The 22,407-nt window shown below is 67.4% G+C and carries 21 protein-coding genes; 16 read left to right on the top strand and 5 right to left on the bottom strand.

Features of this window, described 5'->3' with window-relative positions:
- Positions 1 to 21 precede the first annotated feature (21 nt).
- Positions 22 to 1,494 (bottom strand): acetyl-coenzyme A carboxylase carboxyl transferase subunits beta/alpha, encoded by a 1,473-nt coding sequence (locus tag G6N51_RS14630; protein ID WP_083167426.1) that lies wholly within the window; start codon positions 1,492 to 1,494, stop codon positions 22 to 24.
- Positions 1,495 to 1,521: 27 nt separating this feature from the next.
- On the opposite strand from G6N51_RS14630, the gene G6N51_RS14625 reads away from it, so the two are divergent.
- The 8 genes from G6N51_RS14625 (at position 1,522) to G6N51_RS14590 (ending at position 9,456) form a co-directional block, all read left to right on the top strand.
- Positions 1,522 to 2,253, top strand: a complete 732-nt coding sequence (locus G6N51_RS14625; RefSeq protein ID WP_083167422.1) for an enoyl-CoA hydratase — start codon at positions 1,522 to 1,524, stop codon at positions 2,251 to 2,253.
- Between the two features lie 5 nt (positions 2,254 to 2,258).
- Positions 2,259 to 3,371, top strand: coding sequence for an MBL fold metallo-hydrolase (locus G6N51_RS14620; RefSeq protein WP_142274808.1), 1,113 nt, complete (start codon positions 2,259 to 2,261; stop codon positions 3,369 to 3,371).
- A 38-nt stretch (positions 3,372 to 3,409) separates the two neighbouring features.
- The gene (locus tag G6N51_RS14615; protein WP_083167417.1) at positions 3,410 to 4,996 is read left to right on the top strand and encodes a serine hydrolase; all 1,587 of its coding nucleotides are present in this window, start codon (positions 3,410 to 3,412) and stop codon (positions 4,994 to 4,996) included.
- Positions 4,993 to 7,365, top strand: a complete 2,373-nt coding sequence (locus G6N51_RS14610; RefSeq protein WP_083167412.1) for a cation-translocating P-type ATPase — start codon at positions 4,993 to 4,995, stop codon at positions 7,363 to 7,365. Before G6N51_RS14615 ends, G6N51_RS14610 begins: the two co-directional genes overlap by 4 nt.
- Before the next feature lie 68 nt (positions 7,366 to 7,433).
- On the top strand, positions 7,434 to 7,622 hold the full coding sequence (locus G6N51_RS14605) for an antitoxin (RefSeq protein WP_083167408.1): 189 nt from the start codon (positions 7,434 to 7,436) through the stop codon (positions 7,620 to 7,622).
- A gap of 4 nt (positions 7,623 to 7,626) precedes the next feature.
- Complete coding sequence (locus G6N51_RS14600; protein ID WP_083167403.1) at positions 7,627 to 8,100, top strand: type II toxin-antitoxin system Rv0910 family toxin; 474 nt, start codon at positions 7,627 to 7,629, stop codon at positions 8,098 to 8,100.
- Positions 8,101 to 8,184: 84 nt separating this feature from the next.
- Positions 8,185 to 8,982, top strand: coding sequence for a VOC family protein (locus tag G6N51_RS14595; protein WP_083167400.1), 798 nt, complete (start codon positions 8,185 to 8,187; stop codon positions 8,980 to 8,982).
- 39 nt (positions 8,983 to 9,021) lie between these two features.
- Positions 9,022 to 9,456, top strand: coding sequence for a hypothetical protein (locus G6N51_RS14590; protein ID WP_083167397.1), 435 nt, complete (start codon positions 9,022 to 9,024; stop codon positions 9,454 to 9,456).
- Positions 9,457 to 9,461: 5 nt separating this feature from the next.
- Here the strand turns inward: G6N51_RS14590 and G6N51_RS14585 are convergent, their stop codons facing one another.
- The 4 genes from G6N51_RS14585 to G6N51_RS14570 all read right to left on the bottom strand — a co-directional run bounded on the left by G6N51_RS14585 (position 9,462) and on the right by G6N51_RS14570 (position 14,357).
- Positions 9,462 to 9,944 carry a VOC family protein gene (locus tag G6N51_RS14585; protein ID WP_083167393.1) on the bottom strand — a complete coding sequence of 161 codons (483 nt, stop codon included), beginning with the start codon at positions 9,942 to 9,944 and terminating at the stop codon, positions 9,462 to 9,464.
- Positions 9,944 to 11,458: a carotenoid oxygenase family protein gene (locus G6N51_RS14580; RefSeq protein WP_083167389.1), complete on the bottom strand. Its 1,515-nt coding sequence runs from the start codon at positions 11,456 to 11,458 to the stop codon at positions 9,944 to 9,946. The genes G6N51_RS14585 and G6N51_RS14580 overlap by 1 nt, the downstream gene beginning before the upstream one ends.
- 1 nt (position 11,459) lies before the next feature.
- Positions 11,460 to 12,686: an acetyl-CoA acetyltransferase gene (locus tag G6N51_RS14575; protein WP_083167386.1), complete on the bottom strand. Its 1,227-nt coding sequence runs from the start codon at positions 12,684 to 12,686 to the stop codon at positions 11,460 to 11,462.
- 258 nt (positions 12,687 to 12,944) lie between these two features.
- Positions 12,945 to 14,357 carry an MFS transporter gene (locus G6N51_RS14570; RefSeq protein WP_083167384.1) on the bottom strand — a complete coding sequence of 471 codons (1,413 nt, stop codon included), beginning with the start codon at positions 14,355 to 14,357 and terminating at the stop codon, positions 12,945 to 12,947.
- Positions 14,358 to 14,681: 324 nt separating this feature from the next.
- Here G6N51_RS14570 and G6N51_RS14565 point away from each other — a divergent pair, with 324 nt between their 5' ends.
- The 8 genes from G6N51_RS14565 (at position 14,682) to G6N51_RS14530 (ending at position 22,406) form a co-directional block, all read left to right on the top strand.
- Entirely contained in the window at positions 14,682 to 16,157 is a 1,476-nt protein-coding gene (locus G6N51_RS14565; RefSeq protein WP_083167381.1) for a DUF4185 domain-containing protein, read from the top strand.
- Between the two features lie 84 nt (positions 16,158 to 16,241).
- Positions 16,242 to 16,382 carry a hypothetical protein gene (locus G6N51_RS14560; protein ID WP_158086177.1) on the top strand — a complete coding sequence of 47 codons (141 nt, stop codon included), beginning with the start codon at positions 16,242 to 16,244 and terminating at the stop codon, positions 16,380 to 16,382.
- Between the two features lie 48 nt (positions 16,383 to 16,430).
- On the top strand, positions 16,431 to 16,664 hold the full coding sequence (locus tag G6N51_RS14555; protein WP_083167378.1) for a hypothetical protein: 234 nt from the start codon (positions 16,431 to 16,433) through the stop codon (positions 16,662 to 16,664).
- A 240-nt stretch (positions 16,665 to 16,904) separates the two neighbouring features.
- Positions 16,905 to 18,500: a GMC family oxidoreductase gene (locus G6N51_RS14550; RefSeq protein ID WP_083167373.1), complete on the top strand. Its 1,596-nt coding sequence runs from the start codon at positions 16,905 to 16,907 to the stop codon at positions 18,498 to 18,500.
- Between the two features lie 25 nt (positions 18,501 to 18,525).
- Positions 18,526 to 19,749: a CaiB/BaiF CoA transferase family protein gene (locus G6N51_RS14545; protein ID WP_083167368.1), complete on the top strand. Its 1,224-nt coding sequence runs from the start codon at positions 18,526 to 18,528 to the stop codon at positions 19,747 to 19,749.
- Complete coding sequence (locus G6N51_RS14540) at positions 19,746 to 20,183, top strand: nuclear transport factor 2 family protein (RefSeq protein WP_083167363.1); 438 nt, start codon at positions 19,746 to 19,748, stop codon at positions 20,181 to 20,183. Before G6N51_RS14545 ends, G6N51_RS14540 begins: the two co-directional genes overlap by 4 nt.
- Positions 20,184 to 20,299: 116 nt before the next feature.
- Positions 20,300 to 20,989 (top strand): TetR/AcrR family transcriptional regulator, encoded by a 690-nt coding sequence (locus G6N51_RS14535; protein ID WP_083167358.1) that lies wholly within the window; start codon positions 20,300 to 20,302, stop codon positions 20,987 to 20,989.
- 145 nt (positions 20,990 to 21,134) lie between these two features.
- On the top strand, positions 21,135 to 22,406 hold the full coding sequence (locus G6N51_RS14530) for an amidohydrolase family protein (protein ID WP_142274807.1): 1,272 nt from the start codon (positions 21,135 to 21,137) through the stop codon (positions 22,404 to 22,406).
- The last annotated feature ends 1 nt before the right edge of the window (position 22,407 follow it).

Raw genomic sequence — 22,407 nt, 5'->3', positions numbered from 1 at the left:
CACGCTCTACGCGGCGACGGGTCACGGCACGCCGATGCGGCGGTAGCGCTGCAACCGGGTGGCCAGGCGCTCGTCGGCGGGCAGCGCACGCAGCCCGTGCACCTCGGCGGCGATGGCGCGCGAGAGTCGCTGGCAGAACTCGACCGGCTCGTCGGCCGCGTCGGGATGCTCCGGCACAATGGCGTCGACGATGCCCGACGCCAGCAGGTCCGCCGACCGGATGCCCTGCGCCGCAGCGAGTTCGGCGGCGTGCGCGGTGTCGCGGAAGACGATCGCGCTCGCGCCCTCCGGCGGGAGCGGAGCCAGCCACCCGTGCAGCGCGCACAGCACCCGGTCCGCGGGCACCATCGCCAGCGCGGGCCCGCCGCTGCCCTGTCCGAGCAGTACCGAGACCGTCGGGGTGTCCAGCGTCACCAGCTCGGCCAGGCACCGGGCGATCTGGCCGGCCAGCCCGCCCTGTTCGGCCTCGGCCGACAGCGCCGGGCCGGCCGTGTCGATCACCAACACCAGGGGCAGCCGCAGCTCAGCCGCCAGCGCCATGCCCCGCCGGGCCTCGCGCAGCGACGCGGGGCCCACCATCCCACCCGTCACCCGCTGCTGCCCCAGCACCACCGCGGGCTGGCCGGCGAAGCGGGCCAGCGCCAGCAGGGTGGTCGCCGCATCTCCGTGCCCGGTCCCCGACAACAGCACCCGGCCGGTCGTGCCGTGGCGCAGCAACAGCCCGACACCGGGCCGGTCCGGGCGTCGCGACGCCACCACCGAATCCCACGCCGGGACGTCGGGCACCGGTTCGGGCGGGGTCGCCGCGGGCAGGGGCCCGGGCGGGTCGGCGATGACCGTCAGCGCGCGGTCGAGCATCCGCCGCAGCCCGTCGAGCGGAACGACGTCGTCGAGCACGCCGTGGCGCTGCAGGTTCTCGGCCGTCTGGATGCCTTCGGGGAAGGGTTCGCCGTAGAGCAGCCGGTACACCCGCGGCCCGAGGAAGCCGATGAGGGCGCCCGGCTCGGCGACCGTGACGTGGCCCAGCGATCCCCACGACGCGAACACCCCGCCAGTGGTCGGGTTGCGCAGGTAGACGAGGTAGGGCAGGTGGGCCTGCGTGTGCAGCCGGACGGCGGCGGCGATCTTCACCATCTGCAGGAAGGCGACCGTGCCCTCCTGCATGCGGGTGCCACCGGAGCTCGGCGAGGCCAGCAGCGGCAGGCGTTCGGCGGTCGCCCGCTGCACCGCCGCGGTGATCCGTTCGGCGGCCGCCACCCCGATCGAGCCGCCCAGGAAGCCGAACTCGCAGACCACCACCGCCACCCGGCGCCCGACGATCCGGCCCTCGCCGGTCAGCACCGATTCGTCGAGGCCGCTGGCTGCCCGCGCGTCGGCCAGCTCCCGGGAATATTCCTCGCTGACCGGCACGGCGAGCGGCTCGCTGTCCCATCGGATGAAGGAGCCCTCGTCGAGCACCGCGTCGCGCAGCTGAGCAGCCGTAATACGACTCACGAGACGAGGCTATATAGGGTGGCAGCCATGATCGGTGTTACCCAGGCCGAAGCCGTGCTGACCATCGAGTTGCAGCGTCCCGAGCGCCGCAACGCCCTGAATTCGCAGCTGGTCGAGGAGCTGCGGGAGGCCGTGCTGAAGGCGGGCGACGGGGCGACCCGCGCGATCGTCCTGACCGGCCAGGGCACCGTGTTCTGCGCCGGCGCCGACCTCAGCGGCGACGCCTTCGCCGCCGACTATCCCGACCGGCTCGTCGAGTTGCACAAAGTCCTGGACGCCACGCCGATACCGGTGATCGGCGCCATCAACGGTCCCGCCATCGGCGCCGGGCTGCAGCTGGCCATGCAATGCGATCTGCGGGTTGTCGCGCCGGAGGCCTTTTTCCAGTTTCCGACGGCGAAATACGGTCTGGCGCTTGATAACTGGAGTATTCGGCGGTTGGCGTCGCTGGTCGGTCACGGCCGTGCGCGCGCGATGCTGCTGGCCGCCGAGAAGCTGACCGCCGAGGTGGCGCTGCAGACCGGCCTGGCCAACCGCGCAGGCACGCTCGCCGACGCGCAGGCCTGGGCGGCCGAGATCGCCGGCCTGGCGCCACTGGCGATTCAGCACGCGAAGCGGGTCCTCAACGACGACGGTTCCATCGAGGAGCCCTGGCCCGTGCACAAGGAGCTCTTCGACAAGGCCTGGGGCAGTCAGGACGTCATCGAAGCCCAGGTCGCCCGCATCGAGAAGCGACCGCCGAAGTTCCAGGGGGCCTGAGAGCCATGCTGCGGGGGGCGCTGCGGCTGGCCGCCGGCACGGCGTCGCTGGCGGCCGGCAGCTGGGTGGTCCGGGCGCTGCACGGCGCGCCTGCGGCCCTCGGTGCCCACCCCGCCGCGATCAGGGCGGTAACGCAGGGATCGCCGAATTACCGCGACGGCGTCTTCGTCAACCTCGACCCCGGCTCCGATTTCACGATGGATCGCGAGGAGATGCGGCTGGTCGCGTGGGACCTGATCGGTAACCGCGGCGTGAGCCGGCCGGCGGCGCCGATCCCGTTGGCCGCGCCCGCGCTCTTCGACGGCGATCCCCGCCGGCTCGCCGTCAGTTGGTTCGGCCACTCCACCGCGCTGCTGGAAATCGACGGTTACCGGGTGCTCACCGACCCGGTGTGGAGTAATCGCTGCTCACCGTCGGACATCGTGGGGCCGCAGCGGCTGCACCCGCCGCCGGTGCCACTGGAAGGGCTGCCCGCCGTCGACGCGGTGGTGGTCAGCCACGACCACTACGACCACCTCGATATCGACACCGTGCTGGCGTTGGCCCGTACGCAGCGGGCGCCGTTCTTCGTGCCGCTCGGTGTCGGCGCGCACCTGCGCGCGTGGGGGATACCGGAGCATCGCATCGTCGAGCTCGACTGGCATCAGAGCGGCCGGGTGGACGAGCTCATCGTGACTTGCCTTCCGGCCCGGCATTTTTCGGGCCGATTCCTGGACCGCAACACGACCCTGTGGGCGTCGTGGGCGGTCATGGGCCCGAACCACCGGGCGTATTTCGGCGGCGACACCGGCTACACCCAGAGCTTCGCACAGATCGGCGCCGACCACGGACCGTTCGATCTGACCCTGCTGCCCGTCGGCGCCTACAACACCGCGTGGCCGGACGTCCACATGAACCCCGAGGAAGCGGTCCGGGCGCATCTGGACCTCACCGACTCAGGGCTGCTCGTGCCGATCCACTGGGGCACCTTCCGGCTGGCCCCGCACCCGTGGGCCGAGCCGGTCGAACGGCTGCTTGCCGCCGCGGCGCCGGCACGGGTCGCGGTGACGGTGCCCGCCCCCGGCCAACGCATCGACCCGACCGCCCCGGGGAAATCGAACCCCTGGTGGCGGCTCTGATCCGGGGCCTGGCACCCGTCGCGGGCTAGAGTTCCGCCATGACGAAACGCGCGGCCGCGGCCGCTGTCACCGTGCTGCTGGGCATGACCGGATGTGGGCCCGCGCAACCGGTCTCCAGCCCGCCCGCGCTCTCCGATGCACCGCCCAACGAGGTGTCGGGTGTGACGATCCCCGCCGGGCGCATCGACGAGGCTCTCGCAAAGGTCGACGGTCTGGTTGGCGACCTGATGAAGAGCACCGGCGTCCCGGGAATGGCCGTCGCCATCGTGCACGGGGGAAAGGTGCTGTACGCCAAGGGATTCGGCGTCAAGGACGCCAGCAAGGGGCAGGGGCAGGACAACAGGGTGGACGCCGACACGGTCTTCCAGCTGGCCTCGGTATCCAAATCGGTCGGCTCGACGGTGGTCGCGCACGAGGTCAGCGACAACGTCGTGGCATGGGACACCCCGGTGGCGTCCAAGCTGCCGTGGTTCACCCTCGGCGATCCCTACGTCACCAGCCATGTCAGCATCGGCGACCTGTATTCGCATCGCTCCGGGTTGCCCGACCACGCCGGTGACAAACTGGAAGACCTGGGCTACGACCGCCGCCAGACGCTCGAACGGCTGAAGTACCTGCCGCTGCGGCCCTTTCGGATCAGCTATGCCTACACCAACTATGGCGTGACCGCCGCCGCCGAGGCGGTGGCCGCCGCCTCGGGCAAGTCGTGGGAGGACCTGTCCGACGAGGCGCTCTACCGCCCGCTGGGAATGACGTCGACCAGTTCGCGCTTCACCGACTTCCTCGCCAGGCCCAACCGTGCGGTCAACCACGTCAAGACGGCCGGCAAGTGGGAGGCCCGATTTCAGCGGGACCCGGACCCGCAGTCGCCCGCCGGCGGTGTGAGCTCCTCAGTCAACGACATGGCCCGCTGGTTGATGATGTTGCTGGGCAACGGAACTTACGACGGCCGGCGGATCGCCTCACCGGAGGCCCTGCTGCCCGCTACCAGCCCGCAGATGGTTTCGGCGCCCGCGACCACACCCAAGGCGCGCACCGGGTTCTACGGATACGGGTTCAACGCCTCGGTGGATTCCTCGGGGCGCACCGAATACAGCCATTCCGGCGCCTTCGCTCTCGGGGCCGCGACGAACTTCGTGGTCATGCCCTCGGAGGACCTGGGCATCATCGCGCTGACGAACGGCGCGCCCTACGGCATCCCCGAGACGCTGACAGCCGAATTCATGGAGCTCGTTCAGTACGGCCAAATCCGCGAGGACTGGGGAGCCTTGTACCAGAAGGCGATCGGCTGGCTGAACAATCCGGAGGGCTCGCTGGTCGGCAAGCAGCCACCCGCCAACCCCGCCCCGGCCAGGCCACTCGGCGATTACGTCGGCGTCTACGCCAGCGACTACTGGGGCCCGGCCGTCATCACCGAACACGACGGCTCACTGCAGCTGGCGATGGGCCCGAAGAACCGGACGGTCACGCTGACGCACTGGGACGGTGACACCTTCACCTTCGGGTTGACCGACGAAAACGCCCCACCCGGAACGATTTCCAAAGCGACGTTTTCCGGTTCGCCGGCCACTACCTTGAACCTTGAGTACTACGACTCGGACAAGTTGGGAACGTTCACCCGATGATCGCCGGACTGACCGACGCCGAGGTTGCGCAGCGAGTCGCCGCAGGCCAGAGCAACGCGGTCCGGGAGCGCGCCACCCGCAGCATCCCGGACATCGTGCGGGCCAACGTCTTCACCCGGATCAACGCGATCCTGGGGGTGTTGCTGCTGATCGTGCTCTCGACGGGCTCGCTGATCAACGGGATGTTCGGCCTGCTCATCGTGGCCAACAGCGTCATCGGCATGGTCCAGGAAATCCGGGCCAAACGGACACTGGACGCGTTGGCCATCGTGGGGCAGGCGAAACCGTTGGTGCGCAGGCATTCCGGCACGCGAACCCGGTTGCCTGCCGAAGTGGTGCTCGACGACATCATCGAACTGGGGCCGGGCGACCAAGTCGTGGTCGACGGCCAGATCGTCGAGGAGACGAGCCTGGAGGTCGACGAGTCGCTGCTCACCGGGGAGGCCGACCCGGTCGGTAAGGCCGTCGGTGATGCGGTGATGTCGGGCAGCTTCGTCGTCGCCGGGACGGGCGCCTACCGCGCCACGAAGGTCGGGCCGCAGGCCTACGCCGCCAGGCTCGCCGAGGAGGCCAGCAAGTTCACCCTGGTCAAATCCGAACTGCGCAACGGCATCAACCGGATCCTGCAGTTCATCACCTACCTGCTGGTGCCGGCCGGTCTGCTGACGATCTACACCCAAATGTTCACCACCCACGCCGGCTGGCGGCAGTCGGTGCTGCGGACGGTGGGTGCGCTGGTGCCGATGGTGCCCGAAGGTCTGGTGCTGCTGACGTCGGTCGCGTTCGCCGTCGGGGTGATCCGGCTCGGCCAGCGTCGGTGCCTGGTGCAGGAGCTGCCCGCCATCGAGGGGCTCGCCCGGGTCGACGTGGTGTGCGCGGACAAGACGGGCACCCTGACCGAAAATGGCATGCGCGTCGCGGGTGTCGAGGAACTCGAAGCGGCACGGCGGCACACGGTCACCGACGCGCTGGCGGCGCTGGCCGCCGCCGATCCGCGACCCAACGCCAGCATGCAGGCGATCGCCGAGACCTATCAACGGCCACCCGACTGGATCACCACGGCGACAGCGCCTTTCAAGTCGGCCACCAAGTGGAGCGGGGTGTCCTTCGGCGAGCACGGCAACTGGGTGATCGGGGCGCCGGACGTGCTGCTCGAGCCGGCGTCGGCGGCGGCCGAACAAGCCGAGCGGATCGGTGCGCAGGGGTTGCGGGTGCTGCTCGTGGGCACCGGTGACGTGGCCGTCGACCACCCGGACGCGCCGGGCCGCGTCACGCCCGTCGCGCTGGTGGTCCTCGAGCAGAGGGTGCGCCCGGATGCCGCGCAAACGCTGGATTACTTTGCCGAGCAAGGTGTTTCGGTGAAGGTGATCTCCGGCGACAACGCGGTGTCGGTCGGCGCGGTCGCCGGAAAGCTCGGGCTGCACGGCGAGACGATGGACGCGCGCCGGCTGCCGTCGGACGCCGCGCAATTGGCCGACGCGCTGGACACCTACACCACCTTCGGCCGGGTGCGGCCCGACCAGAAGCGGGCGATCGTGCACGCCCTGCAGGCGCACGGGCACACCGTCGCGATGACCGGTGACGGCGTCAACGACGTGCTGGCGCTCAAAGATGCCGACATCGGCGTCGCGATGGGCGCCGGCAGCCCGGCGTCGCGAGCCGTCGCACAGATCGTGTTGCTGGACAATAAGTTCGCCACCCTTCCGTATGTCGTCGGCGAGGGCCGTCGGGTGATCGGCAACATCGAGCGGGTCGCCAACCTGTTCTTGACCAAGACCGTCTACTCGGTGCTGCTGGCGCTGCTGGTCGGCACCGAATGTCTGTTCGCCAAGCCCCTCAAGGCCGACCCCTTGCTGTACCCGTTCCAGCCGATCCACGTCACCATCGCCGCGTGGTTCACCATCGGAATCCCGGCGTTCATCCTGTCGCTCGCCCCCAACAACGAACGCGCCAATCCCGGCTTCGTGCGGCGGGTGCTCAGTTCGGCGCTGCCGTCCGGGCTGATCGTCGGCACCGCGACGTTCGCCTCCTACCTGCTGGCCTACCACGGCCGGCATGCGACGTTCCAGCAACAGGAGCAGGCGTCCACCGCGGCGCTGATCACGCTGCTGATGACGGCGTTGTGGGTGCTTGCGGTGGTGGCGCGCCCCTACCAGTGGTGGCGGATCGCGTTGGTCGCCGGCTCCGGCCTGGCCTACGTGGTGATCTTCAGCCTGCCGCTGGCCCGCAAGGCATTCTTGCTCGATCCGTCCAATGTGGCGGTGACGTCGGCCGCCGTGGGGGTCGGCGTGCTGGGTGCCGCCGCGGTCGAGGCGATGTGGTGGATCCGTGCCCGCATCCTGGGCGTGCACCCGCGGTTGTGGCGCTGACCACTCCGGTCGCCCGCCGACAGGCTTTCATGGGGCAAGTAGGATTTCGGCGGGGAAAGGACGGGTACATGGGATTTCTGGACAAGGCGAAAGAACTGTTGTCGCAGAACGCCGACAAGGTCGAGACGGCAATCAACAAGGCCGGCGAATTGGTCGACGACAAGACGCAGGGCAAGTACTCCGACACCATCCACAAAGTGCAGGAACAAGCCAAGAAGGCGGCCGAATCAGCGGCACAAGGCGACCACCAGGACTGAGCTCATGGCGAAACTCTCCGGATCCATCGACGTCCCGCTGCCACCCGAGGTGGCCTGGAAGCATGCCTCCGACCTGTCCCGGTACAAGGACTGGCTGACCATCCACCGGGTGTGGCGCAGCAAACTGCCCGAAGACATCGACAAGGGCACGATCGTGGAGTCGATCGTCGAAGTAAAGGGCATGTACAACCGGATCAGGTGGACGGTCGTGCGCTACAAGCCGCCGGAAGGTATGACCCTCAACGGCGACGGTGTCGGCGGCGTCAAGGTCAAACTGCTGGCCAAAGTTCAGCCCGCAGAACAGGGCTCCATCGTCAGCTTCGACGTCCACCTCGGTGGCCCCGCGCTGTTCGGGCCGATCGGGATGATCGTCGCCGCCGCGCTGCGCGGTGACATCAACGAATCGCTGCAGAACTTCGTCACGGTGTTCACCCGGCCCGATCCGAGCACCAACGGGTCCGGCGGCGGTCATCGCTGAGGTCCGTGCGCGATGAGTTTCCTCGGCCGCGGCGGTCTATAGGTCTGAACCCCGGATTCGGGGCCGGACTACGAGGAGGTCAACGTGCCCATCCGTGACGACGCGCCACTGGGCGCCCCCTGCTGGATCGATCTGACGACGTCGGACCTCGACGGCGCCCGGGACTTCTACGGCCACGTCTTCGGCTGGACGTTCGAGTCGGCCGGACCCGAGTACGGGGGATACGTCAACGCCGCCAGGGACGGCCATGGCGTCGCCGGCCTGATGGCGAATCGGCCCGAGTCGCGGTCTCCGGACAACTGGGCCACCTACTTCAGGACCGACGACGTCGAGGCGACGATGTCGGCGGTCACCGCGGCGGGGGGTTCGGTCTGCATGGGACCGATGGAGGTTCCCGTCAAGGGGTTCATGGGTCTGTGCGCCGACCCGTCCGGTGCGGTCTTCGGACTCTGGCAGCCGCTGGAGCACCGCGGCTTTCAGATCGTCGGGGAGGCCGGCTCCCCGGTGTGGCACCAATTGACCACCCGCGACCACCGCGGCGCGGTGGACTTCTACCGTGCGGTCTTCGGCTGGCGCACCGAGCGGACCGCCGACACCGACGAATTCCGCTACACCACAGCATGGTTCGGCGACCAGCAATTGCTGGGTGTGATGGACGGTTCCGCGTGTCTGCCCGACGGCGTCCCGTCGAATTGGACCGTCTTCTTCGGCGCCGACGACGTCGACGAGGCCCTCCGGGTCATCGGGGAAAACGGCGGCGCGGTGGTGCGTGGCGCCGAGGACACCCCGTACGGGCGACTGGCCGCGGCGACCGATCCGACCGGCGTCATCTTCAACCTGTCGTCACTGCACCACCAGCGATCGGGCGCCACGCTGGCGTGACGTTCCCGGGTCGGTCCCGAGTCGGCTAATCTCGCTGACATGACTCGCCGGCTGCGTCCTGGTTGGCTGGTGGCGTTTTTCGCGGTGGTGATCTCGGGCAGCGCGTGGCTGCCGTGGCTGACCACGGCGGTCAATGGTGGCGGCTGGGCCAACGCCATCGGGGGCGCTCACGGCAACCTGGAGCTCCCGCGGGGATTCGGTGCCGGCCAGCTCATCGTGCTGTTGTCCTCGACGCTGCTGGTGACCGGGGCGATGGTCGGCCGGGGCCTGGCGGTCCGCATGGCTTCGGCTGCCGCACTGGTGATTTCGGTGCTGATCGTCGCGCTGACGGCGTGGTACTACAAGCTCAACGTGAATCCGCCGGTATCGGCGCAATATGGCCTGTACGTCGGAGCGGTCGCGGCCGTCGGCGCGGTGGTGTGCTCGATCGCGGCCGTCATTGCGGCACTGGCTTCCGGTCGCTCCAGCCGCTGAGGTTTCTACTGCGCCGGAAACTCGTGCGTCCCCGAGGCGGAGCTGTCACTCGGCTCGTTGACGCCGAAGACGAAGGGCGCGAACACGATTTCGCGGCCGTCCGGGTCGCGGTAGGTCACCGCGCCCGTCGCCTCCCAGTACGGGTGCTGTTCGACGGGTTGAATGCCCGCTTTCTGCAGACGGGCGATCGCCCCCTGCTGCGCCTGCCGGTCGGGGAAGTACAGGCACAGCTGTTCGTGGTGGTCCACCGCGACGGGCTCGGCCGATTCCACGATCTCCAGGGTCAGGTTCCAGCTGGGCAGGCCGAAGATCGCGCCGTTGCTGCCGTAGCTGTCGCCGAACGTCTCGAAGAGCGGCAACCCGACCAGCTCGCGGTAAAACCGCACCGTCTCTTGAAAGTTCGACGACCGGCGTGCGAAGCGAATGCCGCCGATGGACGCCAGCTGCGCCGGCCAGTGGGTGTGCCGCCGGGGCTTGTTGCCGTCCATCACAACCCCACCGCGCCGGCCGCCGACTCCGCGGTTTCCCAGCGCCGCAGCTGTTCGCCGGGTGCCCACGTCGAATGCGTGCCACTGGAAATCCGCTCCGGCAGTTGCAGTTTGCACACCGGACCGTCGGCGAGACGCCCGGCGTCGAAGACCAGGCAATACGAGGCATCAGTGTTCATATCGGTGGCCAGCGTGACCAGGTAGCCGTCGTCCTCACCGGTCGAACCCACCCGCGGCGCCATCGCCGTCTCGCTTCCATAGATCCCGTCACCGAAGGAGAATTCCTGCTGGCTCCCGGTGCGCAGATCGTGTTTGACCAGCCCGTCGAACAGGAACCAGCCCGGTTTGCCGGTGGCGGCATAGGCGTAGCGGTAATTGCCCGCGGCGTAGTCGGGGTTGATGGTGCCGAACTCGGTGATGGACTCCGACAGCCGCTCCTCGTGCACGGCACCGGTGGCCAGGTTGAACCGCCATCGGTGCAGCCGCGACTGCAGACGATCCAGCGCCAGGAACCGAAACAGCTTGTCCCACTTTGACCCACCGTTGTCAACCGGCGAAGGGTCGCCCTCGAAGAAACCGTCGAGCACGATCTCGTCACCGTCCTCGTAGGCGTTGACGAAGTGCAGCACGAACGTGGGGTCGGCCTCGAACCATCGAATGTCTTGGGTGCCGCCGCGGCGGGGCAGGACCGCGAAGCGTGACGGCATATCCGGGTAGAAGCGCGGTAGGTGCACGTCCTGCTCGAGCAGGACCGGGTCCCAGAACAACGGAAAGTCATTGAGAATCACGTAGTTTTCGGTGAACGCCATGTCGTGCGGCAGCCGCGGCCCGGGCAGCGGGACGTCCACATAGTGGACCAGCTCGCCGTTCCCGTCGACCACGCCGTAGCGCATGAACGGGTCCCGCTTGCTGTAGTTGAAGAACAGCAGTTCGCCGGTTTTGCTGTCCACCTTCGGATGCGCGGACACGCCCCAATCGGTCGGGAAGCGCCCGTTCCAGGTCTCCTTGCCCAGCGTTTCACCCGAGTGCGGGTCGACCCGGTAGAGGTCGCCGCACTGGTAGAAGCTGGTCAGCGCGACGCCGCGGTGCACGATGACGTCGGTGCTCGACGCGTCCTTCATCCGGGTGCGGGCGCCCCAGCCGTCCGCGCGCTTGGCCAACTGCACGGGCTCGGCCAGCCCCGGCCACAGCGGCCCGCCCGCCTCGTTTTCCGCCAGGAAGCCGTCGGTGCGGACAAACCGGTTGCGGTAGAAGGCTTTTCCGTCACGGAAGCCGACGATGTGCACCATGCCGTCGCCGTCGAACGGGTGATAGGTCTTCAGCGCGGGGTGTAGCGGGTTTTCGGTGTTGCGCAGGTAGATGCCATCCAGGTCGCGCGGGACGTCGCCTTCCACGGCGGTGAGGTCGTCGGCGTCCCATTCGGTGGTCTGGGGACGCCACGGCCCGGTCCGGTAGGGGTGGTCGTCGTCTTCGGGCAGTGTGGACAGGAACTTGCCGACGATCTCCACGTCCATCTCACACCCCTTCTGCCGCGCCGACAACGAAACTCACGGTGGTGGCGGTGCTGCCGCCGAAGTTCAGGGTGCCGAACGTCTTGGCCCCCTCGACCTGGTATTCGCCGGCCGCGCCGCTGACCTGCTTGGCCGCGTCGAGCAGCATGCGCACGCCGGAGGCCCCCACCGGGTGGCCGCCGCCGATGAGGCCGCCGCTGGGATTGATCGGCAGCCGGCCGCCGATCTCGATCTCGCCGTTTTCGATGGCCTTCCACGACTCACCGGGCCCGGTCAGTCCGATGTGGTCGATGGCCAGGTATTCGCTGGGGGTGAAACAGTCGTGCACCTCGTAGCCGTCGAGGTCCTCGAGGGTCAGCCGGGCGCGCCGCAGCGCGTCGTGGACCGCCGCCCGCACGTGCGGAAGGATGTAGGGGTCGTCCGCCGCGCGGTCCAGCTTCTGCCGCAGCCCCAACCCCACGGTCCGGTGTCCCCAGCCCTCGATGCGGCCGATAGGCCGCGCACCGGGGTGGTCGCGCAGATAGGCGTCGCCGACCAACACCAATCCCGCGGCGCCGTCGGTCATTTGGCTGCAGTCGAAGCGCCGTAGCCGGCCCTCGGTGACCGGGTTGGTGGCGTCGTCGTCCGTGATGGGGTCGGGGACCGTCCATGCGCGGGTCTGGGCGTTGGGGTTGCGCCGCGCGTTCGCGAAGTTCAACTGTGCGATGGCGCGCAGGTGTGCATCGTCCAGGCCGTAGCGCCGGTCGTATTCGTCGGCGACCTCAGCGAACATCGACGGCCACAGGTACCGCGCCCGTGTACCCTCGTGACCCGTCCACGCCGCCGCACCCAGGTGCTGGGCCGCGGTGTCGCCGGGCACGGTCTTCTCGAGTTCGGTCCCCACTACCAGCGCGGTGCGGTAGGTGCCCGACCGCAGATCGGCCATCGCGGACAGCACCGCGATGCTCCCGGACGCGCACGCCGCCTCGTGCCGGGAGGCCGGAATGTCCCAAAGGTCGGCGCAGACCGTCGCCGGCATCGCCCCGAGGTGACCCTGGCGAGCGAACATCTCGCCGAAGGCGTTCGCGACGTGGATCACTTCGATGTCGGCGGCGTTGACCTTGGCCGAGGCGAGCGTGCCTTCGACGATTTCCATGGTCAGGGCGGCGAAGTCGCGGCCCTCTTTGCTGAGGTTGCGGGCGAAATCGGTCTGCCAACCGCCCAGAATCCACACGTCGGCCGAGCCATCCATACGCCGCACGCTACTCCTGGATGGCCTCGTCGTTGCGGCGTATCCTTCGGCGGCCCACGGTCAATAGGGTGCCCCAAAGCGGGCGGCCCCGTCGGCTCTCGGGCTGAACCGACGGGACCTAGGCGGACGCGAAGGCCGGCCGACGCGTGCGCCTCTTATGGAACATTGCCCCGTACAGCGGCAGACAAACATGCGGACTCACCTCAATGCCGCGCCAAACCGAACCAGGGGCGCCGGTGTCGGGTCCGCGCGCACGGTTCAAATGGCGCCCTCTGCGAGCTCAGTGGGCCCGGGGCCGCCCGATTCAAGCGCCCGAACAGCCCGGCGTTTGTGGGCGTCGGCCAGGTCGACGGCGGCCAGGTCGATGCCCTTCGTCTCGGCGGCGGCGACGACGGACACCGCGCTCACCGCCGCGGTGGCGGCCAGGTACCACGCGATGGGTACCGCGGATCGGTAGGTCTCGAGCAGGCGAACCGCGATGATCGGTGCCAGCGAACCGGCCACGATCGAGGTGACCTGATAACCGAGCGACACCCCCGAATACCGCATGCGGGTGGGAAACATCTCGGCCATCGCCGCCGGCTGAACCGCGTACATCAGGCCGTGGAAGACCAATCCGATCACGATCGCCGACATGATGACGGCGTTGCGCCCGCTGTTCATCATCGGGAAGGCGAAGAAGCCCCAGGTGCAGGCGCTGATCGCGCCGATGAAATAGATTGGCCGCCTGCCCAATCGGTCACTGAGACCCCCGGCCAGCGGGATGACGGCGAAGTGGACGGCGTGCGCGGCCAGCAGCCACCACAGGATGGTTTTGGTGTCGGCGTGCACGTGGACCTTCAGATACGTGATGGAGAAGGTGACGACGAGGTAGTACATGGTGTTCTCGCCGACCCGCATGCCCATGGCGGTGAAAACTCCACGCGGATAATGCTTTAGCACCTCGACCACGCCTACCCGGGTGGAATCGACGAGGTCGTCCTGGCGCTGCGCTTCGTAGAAGATCGGTGCGTCCGTCACCTTGGTGCGGATGTAGTAACCGATCAGAACGACGACCGCGGACAGCCAGAATCCGATGCGCCAGCCCCAGCTCAGGAACGCCGCGTCCGAGAGCGTCGAGGTGAGCACCAGCAGCACGACGGTGGCCAGCATGTTTCCACCCGGCACGCCGGCCTGCGGCCAGCTGGCCCAGAAGCCGCGGCTGGATTTCGGGCTGTGCTCGGCGACCAGCAGGATGGCCCCGCCCCACTCGCCGCCGACGGCGAAGCCCTGGACGAAACGCAGCACCACCAGCAACGCGGGAGCCCAGTAGCCGATCTGGGCGTAGGTGGGCAGGCAGCCCATCGCGAATGTGGAGACACCGACCAGCAGCAGGCTGAGCTGCAACAGCTTCTTTCGGCCGTGCCGGTCGCCGAGCTGGCCGAACACCATGCCGCCGAGCGGGCGGGCGGCGAAGCCCACCGCGTAGGTCACGAAAGCGGCAAGGATGGCGTCGAGCTCGTTGCCGCCCCGGGGAAAGAACACTTTGCTGAAGACCAACGTTGCGGCGGTGCCGTACAGGAAGAATTCGTACCATTCCACGACCGTGCCGGCCATAGACGCTGCGACCACGCGGCCTAGGTAGGCCTTGCTTTGGAACAGCTTGCGGCCCAGGTCATTACGCACACTCATCGGTCGCCCTCCTTGGCGGGCCGCGCAGCCAGGGCGCCGGGTGCGCTGGCGGATGGGAGCGTACCTGGCTCCAGCGCTCGACGCACGGTGTTCGGCTGGCGCCCGATGTGCCGTTGAAGCTGCCGGAGATGCCGCGTCGTGAGCCGGAGCCAGGGGGCTGACCGGCAAAAACGCAAGAGGATGGGGCTACCGGCTGGGTTTCGACACGGTCACGGATGCGTACCTATCGTCGCATCACTAGTCACAACAGACGCGCTGATAACTATCGTCACATGAGCCAACTGCGGACGTCAATGCGGTGTCCTGCCGCTCGAAAGGTGTTACATGTCGGCGATTCTGCGAAGTGTGTCGCTCTCGATGGCTTCGGCGGCCGCTGTCGGACTCGTCTACGTGGTCGGGCCGGCGCCGTCGGCCAATGCCACCCCGTGTGGCGCGCCGGAAGCGAACGTCGAACCGCCGGCCGCGCCGCCCGCGATGCCCGCGCCCCAGCCGGTTGTCCAACCGCCCACCGGCCGCAGACCCAGCCACACCAACGACCAGGCGCCGCTGCCGAGGCTGGGGCCGCTGATCTCGTCCTTCCTCAAGCCGGCGGTCCCCCGGCAGGTCGCCCCGATGAGACCGCAGGCGGAGGTGCTGCCGCCCGGGCCCAATCCGCCCGTCCCCGGGCTTGCGCAACCGCCGAACGCCGGTCAGCTGCAGCCCAACGCGGCCCCCGTCCCGCCGCCGCAACCCGCGCCGGCACCGCCCCCCTCGATCGCGGGTGCGCCGACGTCGCTGGTCGACTGGGTGACCGGACCTGACGGCCCGAACAAGACCCTGCAGCGTTTCAGCATCTCCGGCACCGACCTCGGAATTGCTTGGGACAACGGCGATCCGGTGAACCGCCAAGTGCTCATGGCCTTCGGTGACACCTTCGGCTACTGCAAAGTCAAGGGCCAGCAGTGGCGCTACAACACGCTCTTCCGCAGCTCGGACCGTGATCTCTCGCACGGGATCCACATCGCCGAAGGCGTCCCCAACGACCGGTACTCCGGTTCACCCGTGTGGGCGCCGAGCCTGTCCAAGCAGGTCGTCAACACCATCCACAAGGCAGCGCACGAGACGGGGATCATTCCGACCGCCGGCATCTCGATCGGCCGGACGCAGTACATGAGCTACATGTCGATCCGGCAGTGGGGTCGCGACGGCGAATGGTCGACGAACTACTCCGCCATCGCCAGGTCCAATGACAACGGTCAGAACTGGGGGATTTTTCCCACCTCCATCCGTACGGCCTCGGCGGACGCCATCCCGGGAGCCGGGTTCACCCCCGGCAACGAGAACTTCCAAATGGGTGCGTTCATGAAGGGCAACGACGGTTACCTCTATCAGTTCGGGACCCCGTCGGGGCGCGGTGGCGCGGCCTTCCTGTCGCGGGTGCCACCCGGCCAGCTGCCCGACCTCACCAAGTACCAGTACTGGAACGGCGACAACGGCGGCCGCTGGGTCCCGAACAATCCGGGTGCGGCGACGCCGATCTTCCCGGGCCCAGTGGGCGAAATGTCCGCCCAGTACAACAACTACCTCAAGCAATACCTGGTGCTCTACACCAACGGCGGCAGCAATGACGTGGTCGCGCGCACCGCGCCGGCCCCGCAGGGACCGTGGAGCCCGGAGCAACCGCTGGTGTCGTCGTTCTCGATGCCCGGCGGCATCTACGCGCCGATGATCCATCCGTGGTCGTCGGGCCGGGATCTGTACTTCAACCTGTCGCTGTGGTCGGCATACGACGTGATGCTGATGCACACCGTCTTGCCCTAATCGTGACCGTGTCGCACCCCGAATAGTCGGTATACGTGTCGCACCCTGAATAAAGCGGGGGCCTAGTGAGAGAGGAGATCGACGATGATCACCTTCGACAACCCGGCCACATCGACCGCGGGTAAGCCACGGCGACCAGACATCGAGGTGCGCATCGAGGGTGTGCGTCGAAGAGATGGCGCCCTCCGGCTGGGCATCATGCTCGACGGGCGGATGGCCACCTAACCCCACGCGTCGGCTGCCGGCCACAGCGGTCGGGGCAAGATGTAACGCGTGAGTTGGGCGAAGCGCGAAGCGAGGGCGCTCGCGGACACGACGCTGACCGGCGACGCGCTACTGGCTGAGCTCGAAGACTATGTCCGCGCGAACAATCCGCGCCTGACGGACGTTCGGCTCGAGCGGGCGACCGCGACCGAGGAGTATGACACCGGCGTCCAACCGCCGAGGCGGTGGTACGACGTCACCTATCTGGCCGACGACGGCGAGGGATACGGCATTCGACCGTAGGCCATGCCGCCGAAAGGCTTGCCGGTTCCCAGACCGGCTACACCAACACGCAACGAGCTCGCCCCGTGACGATGCCGCTGGGTTCGAGAATTGCTGCCGATCATCTCAATCGTCAGGCGCGCGCAGCGCCGCCTCGACGCTGGCGATTCGCTGAGGTACTTCCGTCCCTGAACCGCCGAGGCTACTCTGCTGAGAACACTGTTCTCGTGCAGCGAGTACGCCGAATCGGAAGGGCTGACGGTGAGCGAGTTCGACTACGTCGTGGTGGGTGGCGGGTCTGCGGGGTGTGTACTGGCTGATCGGCTCAGTGTGGACCCCGGCAACAAAGTCTTGCTCCTCGAGGCTGGCGGCACCGACCGCAACCCGTTGGTGTCAATGCCCAAGGGCTTCGCGTTCTTGATGAAAAACCCGCGCTACGTGTGGGAGTACGACGTGGAACCGTTTGGGCCGCACCGACAGCAGGAGCATTGGGTCAGGGGCAAGCTACTCGGCGGGTCGAGTTCGATCAATGGGCTGGTCTACAACAGAGGTCAGGCGGCCGACTACGACGATATCGTCGCCCGCGGCAATCCCGGTTGGGGTTGGGACCAGATGCTGCGCGTCTTCCGGGCTATCGAGGATCACAGTCTGGGCCCCTCCGCGGTCCGCGGCGCCGGCGGCCCCCTCGGTGTAAGCGTTATCAACACCCACGACGAGGTCTCCGAGGCGCTGATGGATGCCGCGACCACTCTGGGCATCAAGCGGGTCGAGGACATCAACGCCTCCGACGAGGAGCGCACCGGGTACACCGCGGCCACGATGCGGAAGGGTAAACGAGTCAACTCCGCGAGGGCTTTTCTGCACCCCGCTATGAAGCGGCCCAACCTCACGGTGCTGACCGGCGCAATCGCCCAACGAATCGTCTTCGAATCCGATCGCGCCGTGGGTGTGGAGGTGAGTTCGGCCAAGGGCAAGCAGGAGCTTCGAGCCTCCCGCGAGGTGATCGTCTCGTGCGGGAGTTTGGCAACTCCGAAGCTGTTGCAACTGTCGGGGATTGGGCCGAAAGAAGTATTGACCGCGGCCGGCGTCGACGTCAGGGTGGACAGCCCCCGAATCGGCGAAGGATTGCGCGAGCACCGGTGCATACCGCTGCAGATGCGGCTCAAAGAGAACAAAGGCTACAACCGGTTTCTGTCCACCCCCGTTGGCCAGGCGCGCGCGGGGCTGCGCTATCTGACCACCCGCAAGGGGCCGATCGGCACCGCCGCCTACGACATGCTCACTTTCATCCGCGCCGACCCGGCCAGCGACCGGCCCGACGCGCAAGTGCTCATGACACCCTTCTCGTTGGGTGTCGGGCCCGTTGACGGGGGCATCGAAGGCCGGGCGGGCCTATCCCTCCTGGGCTTCGTTCTGCGGCCGACCAGTCAGGGCTCGGTGCGGATTCGATCGGCCGATCCCGGTCAACCGCCGCGCGTCGAGGTCGCGTACCTCGAAACCGATTACGACAAAAGGGTATCGGTGGCAATGTTCCGGCGCATGCGGGAGATCGTCGAGCAGCATCCCGTGGCCGACATGATCTTTTCCGAGATCGAACCCGGGCCCGCGGTCGACGACGACGACAGCATCCTGCGGGCAGGACTGCTCTACGGCGGCGCCGGGTATCACGCGTCCGGGGCGTGCGCGATGGGCCCGGGGGAATCCGACCCGTTGGACGCCAGCCTGCGTGTGCGTGGGGTGCCCGGCCTGCGCGTCGTCGACGTGTCCATCCTGCCGACGATGGTGGCCGGCAATCTCAACGGCCCCATCATGGCGATGGCCTGGCGGGCCGCCGAAATGATCCTCGAGGACCGATGACCGATCAACAATTAGGACAGTTGCCATGACCGCTGTGATGCAAGGGATCCGCGTCCTCGAGGTCGCCGAGCACACCTTCGTTCCCGCGGCGTCGGCGATCCTGTCCGACTGGGGCGCGGACGTGATCAAGGTGGAACCCGCCGAGCGCGGCGACGCGATGCGAGGCATCATGTCGACCGGCAACCTAGGCCTCGACGGTGGTGCGTGGCATCCGCTGCTGCAACATTCCAATCGCGGAAAGCGAAGCATCGGTTTGGATTTGAGCACGCCCGAAGGCGTCGACATCCTCTACAAGCTGGCGGCGACCTGCGACGTCTTCCTGACCAACAAGCTGCCCGCGGTTCGTTCCAAGCTGCGCATCGACGTCGACGACATCCGGGCCGCCAATCCCAACATCGTTTACGTCCGTGGATCAGGGTTCGGCTCGCGCGGCCCGGACGCCGATCGCGGGGGATATGACGTGCTGGGCTACTGGTGCCGCGCCGGCGTCGCCTACGGGGCCAAACCCGTTGAATTCGAGGCGATTCCGGGCCAACCCGCGCCCGCGTATGGTGACTCGATCGGCGCGATGACCATTGCGGGCGGCATCTCGGCGGCACTGCTGCATCGCGAACGCACGGGCCAGCCGCCGGTTGTCGACGTGTCGCTTCTCGCCACCGGAATGTGGGCGATGGGGGCCGCCATCGCGTTGTCGCACGAGTTGAACCATCCGTGGGGCCAGTTCCCGGTCGGCACAGATGTGGGCAACCCGCTGGTGGCCACCTACCAGACGTCGGACGGGCACTGGTTGCAATTGGCGTGCCTGCAGGGATTCCACTACTGGCCCGAGACTTGTCGGGTGATGGGCCTGGCCGAATTGGTCGATGACGAGCGGTTCGCCGATGTCGCAAGCTTCGCCGCGAACAGCCCCGTCGCGAGGTCGATCCTGGCCGAGCGATTCGCCTCTGCGCCGCTGGCCGAATGGAAGCAACGCCTCGGCGACTTCCGTGGCCAGTGGGCGCCGGTGCAGGACTCTATCGAGGTGACCGCCGACCCACAGGTCATCGCCAACGGATATGTGGTTCAGGCCGAGGCCGCCTCGGGTGAGAAGCACCCGCTCGTGGCCACGCCCGTCCAGTTCGACGACGAGCCGGCACCGACGCGACGCGCGCCCGACTTCAATGAACACGGGGACGCGATTTTGACCGACGACCTCGGCATGGACTGGGACGACATCATTGATCTAAAGGTCAAGGGCGTCGTCGCGTGACCGCCGCCGACGCGTTGGTCGACGAGCTACGTATCCGCGGGGTGATCGAGCGCTACTGCGCGTTACTCGACAGCGGCGCGACCGATGAACTGCTCGAATTGTTCGACGAGAGTTGTTCCTTCGCCGCGATGGGACGGACCTACCGGGGCCACGCCGAGCTGGCAGCGCTGTGGGCGGGTCTGCGCCGCACCGACCGCCCTGGCACCCTGCATGCTGTCGTCAATCCCGTCATCACCGTCGACGGCGACCGTGCGAGCGCTGTGAGTGGTTGGGCAATGCTGGACCGAAGCGGTCAGGCAGGTACGACGGTCATCGCCCTGGCGGGGCGCTACCTGGATAGATTGGCCCGCGGATCCGACGGGGTGTGGCGCTTCACCGATCGCCGCGTGCAGACCCTTGCCCGGCCGGCGGCGACAGCCGAACAAAACACGTGACGGCCCCGTGCGTCATCGAAATCACTGCATGTTCTCATCATGAGCACTACGTGTATCCGTTAGCCGAGGCCAACGTTATCGGCTAATGGAAACGCCGACTCGCTACGCTGTGATGTGTGAGCAAATCGCGAACCGACGTATCGGCCTGGTTGACGTCGGCGCCACGGCCGGAGTCGCGCTGGCGGGTACGCTCGACGGAGCGGGCGACCGAGGATGTGCGCAAACGGGCTCAGGCACGCAGCGACCGGTTCCTGCACATCGCGCTGGAATTGCTCAGTGAGGGAGGCGCGGAAAATCTCTCCGTCCGAAAGGTCGTCGAACGATCAGGCATGTCACTGCGGTCTTTCTACCAATCGTTCAGCGGTACCGACGACCTTTTCCTGGCCATCTACGAAGAAGCCACGCTCGGCGGCCTTGAGCGGCAGCTGGCCGCGGTCGCCGAAGCGGGCACTGACCCGCTAGATCGCCTTCGGGCCTTCATGCAAGCCGAGTGGTTGGCGTCCGATCCGGCCCCGCCACTGTTGCAGCGCTCGTTGGTCAGCTTTCATCAGCGGCTCAGCGAAACCCGTCCGGCAGAGCTTTCGGCCTTGCTGCAGCCCCAGCACCGAGCGCTGACCGAGCTACTTGCCGCCTGCCGTGGCGCCGGTATGTCCAGTCCGCCGCTAGATGATTCGACGATCGCGTCGATCTTGCTGCACACGACGATGGAGATGTTGCAGGCGCGCGTGCTCGGCTTCTACGTGGGCGAGAACGTCGCGTTCGACCAGTTCTGGACCTTCTTGGAAACCGCCTTTACCCGGCCCTGATCGGAGCGCGAAAGGCGCGCACCCGGACAAGATCTGTACTGGGTATCGCAAGCATTGCCTGAGGCTGCGGCGTCGGCTAGCCTCGCATGAGAACGGTGTTCTTCTATAGCGGATACACCGAATCGGACTGCGAGGAGAGTTTGCGGTGGATCTTGACGACATGATCTTGGTGAGCATCGATGACCACGTGATCGAACCGCCGGATATGTTCAACGGTCATGTCCCCCAGAAGTGGGCGGACCAGGCGCCAAAGGTCGAGCGCAGCCCGGAGGGCATTGATCGCTGGGTATTTCAGGGCATCGAGACCTCGACGCCGTTCGGCATGTGCGCGGTGGTCACGTGGCCCAAAGAGGAATGGGGCTTCAACCCCGGCGTGTTCTCCGAGATTCGGCCCGCCTGCTACGACGTCAACCTGCGGGTGCGCGATATGGACGCCGGGGGCGTCCTCGCGTCGATGAACTTCCCGACCATGGCGGGGTTCAACGCGCGGACCTTCTGCGAGGCTGAGGACAAGGACCTCGCGCTGATCATGCTGAAGGCCTACAACGACTGGCACGTCGACGAGTGGTGCGGATCGCATCCGGGCCGGTTCATCCCGATCGGCATTGTGCCGATGTGGGATCCGGAATTGTGTGCGGCCGAGGTGCGGCGTCTGGCCGACAAAGGCTGCAAGGCCATCAGCTTCCTCGAGGCACCGCACGCTTTCGGCTTCCCTAGCTTTCACAACGAGCACTGGGATCCGATGCTGACCGCGATGTCGGAGGCGGGCAGCGTGCTGTGCATGCACATCGGGGCCAGTGGCGGCCTGATCACGCTGGCGCCTGACGCTCCGATCGACCATCACATCATCCTGCCCACCCAGCTCACGCTGATGGCCTTGCAGGACCTCATGTTCGGCCGTACCTTGCGCAGATTCCCGGACCTGCGTATCGCCCTTTCCGAGGGCGGCATCGGTTGGATCCCCTACTACCTCGAGAGGGCCGACCGACACGCCAAGAATCAACTCTGGATCGGTCAGGACTGGTCGGATCGCATGCCCAGCCAGATATTTCGGGACCAGGTCCTGGCTTGCTTCATCACCGACCCGGCCGGCGTCAAGCTGCGCAACGAGATCGGCATCGACAATCTGGCGTGGGAGTGTGACTATCCGCACACCGACTCGACCTGGCCCAACGGCCCGGAGCAGTTGTTTGGCGAGTTCACGGCTGCCGGTGCGACCGACGAGGAAATCAACAAGATCACTCACGAAAACAGCTGTCGTTTCTTTGATTTCGACCCGTTCAAGCACACCGCGAAGAAAGACGCGACGGTGGGTGCGCTACGCGCCAGGGCCACCGACGTCGACCTGTCGACGGTGAGCAAGGCCGAGTACCGGGCCCGTGCCGAGGCGGCCGGCCGGGAGACGGTGCAGGTCTGAT

The sequence above is a fragment of the Mycobacterium paraseoulense genome, from assembly GCF_010731655.1.
Classification (GTDB): Bacteria; Actinomycetota; Actinomycetes; order Mycobacteriales; family Mycobacteriaceae; genus Mycobacterium; species Mycobacterium paraseoulense.
This window is presented reverse-complemented; position numbering and strand designations above follow the sequence as displayed.

Coding starts and splice junctions, on each gene's coding strand:
- G6N51_RS14625 (WP_083167422.1), top strand. CDS start 1,522: ATGATCGGTGTTACCCAGGCCGAAGCCGTGCTGACCATCGAGTTGCAG.
- G6N51_RS14620 (WP_142274808.1), top strand. CDS start 2,259: ATGCTGCGGGGGGCGCTGCGGCTGGCCGCCGGCACGGCGTCGCTGGCG.
- G6N51_RS14615 (WP_083167417.1), top strand. CDS start 3,410: ATGACGAAACGCGCGGCCGCGGCCGCTGTCACCGTGCTGCTGGGCATG.
- G6N51_RS14610 (WP_083167412.1), top strand. CDS start 4,993: ATGATCGCCGGACTGACCGACGCCGAGGTTGCGCAGCGAGTCGCCGCA.
- G6N51_RS14605 (WP_083167408.1), top strand. CDS start 7,434: ATGGGATTTCTGGACAAGGCGAAAGAACTGTTGTCGCAGAACGCCGAC.
- G6N51_RS14600 (WP_083167403.1), top strand. CDS start 7,627: ATGGCGAAACTCTCCGGATCCATCGACGTCCCGCTGCCACCCGAGGTG.
- G6N51_RS14590 (WP_083167397.1), top strand. CDS start 9,022: ATGACTCGCCGGCTGCGTCCTGGTTGGCTGGTGGCGTTTTTCGCGGTG.
- G6N51_RS14585 (WP_083167393.1), bottom strand. CDS start 9,944: ATGGACGGCAACAAGCCCCGGCGGCACACCCACTGGCCGGCGCAGCTG.
- G6N51_RS14580 (WP_083167389.1), bottom strand. CDS start 11,458: ATGGACGTGGAGATCGTCGGCAAGTTCCTGTCCACACTGCCCGAAGAC.
- G6N51_RS14575 (WP_083167386.1), bottom strand. CDS start 12,686: ATGGATGGCTCGGCCGACGTGTGGATTCTGGGCGGTTGGCAGACCGAT.
- G6N51_RS14570 (WP_083167384.1), bottom strand. CDS start 14,357: ATGAGTGTGCGTAATGACCTGGGCCGCAAGCTGTTCCAAAGCAAGGCC.
- G6N51_RS14565 (WP_083167381.1), top strand. CDS start 14,682: ATGTCGGCGATTCTGCGAAGTGTGTCGCTCTCGATGGCTTCGGCGGCC.
- G6N51_RS14560 (WP_158086177.1), top strand. CDS start 16,242: ATGATCACCTTCGACAACCCGGCCACATCGACCGCGGGTAAGCCACGG.
- G6N51_RS14545 (WP_083167368.1), top strand. CDS start 18,526: ATGACCGCTGTGATGCAAGGGATCCGCGTCCTCGAGGTCGCCGAGCAC.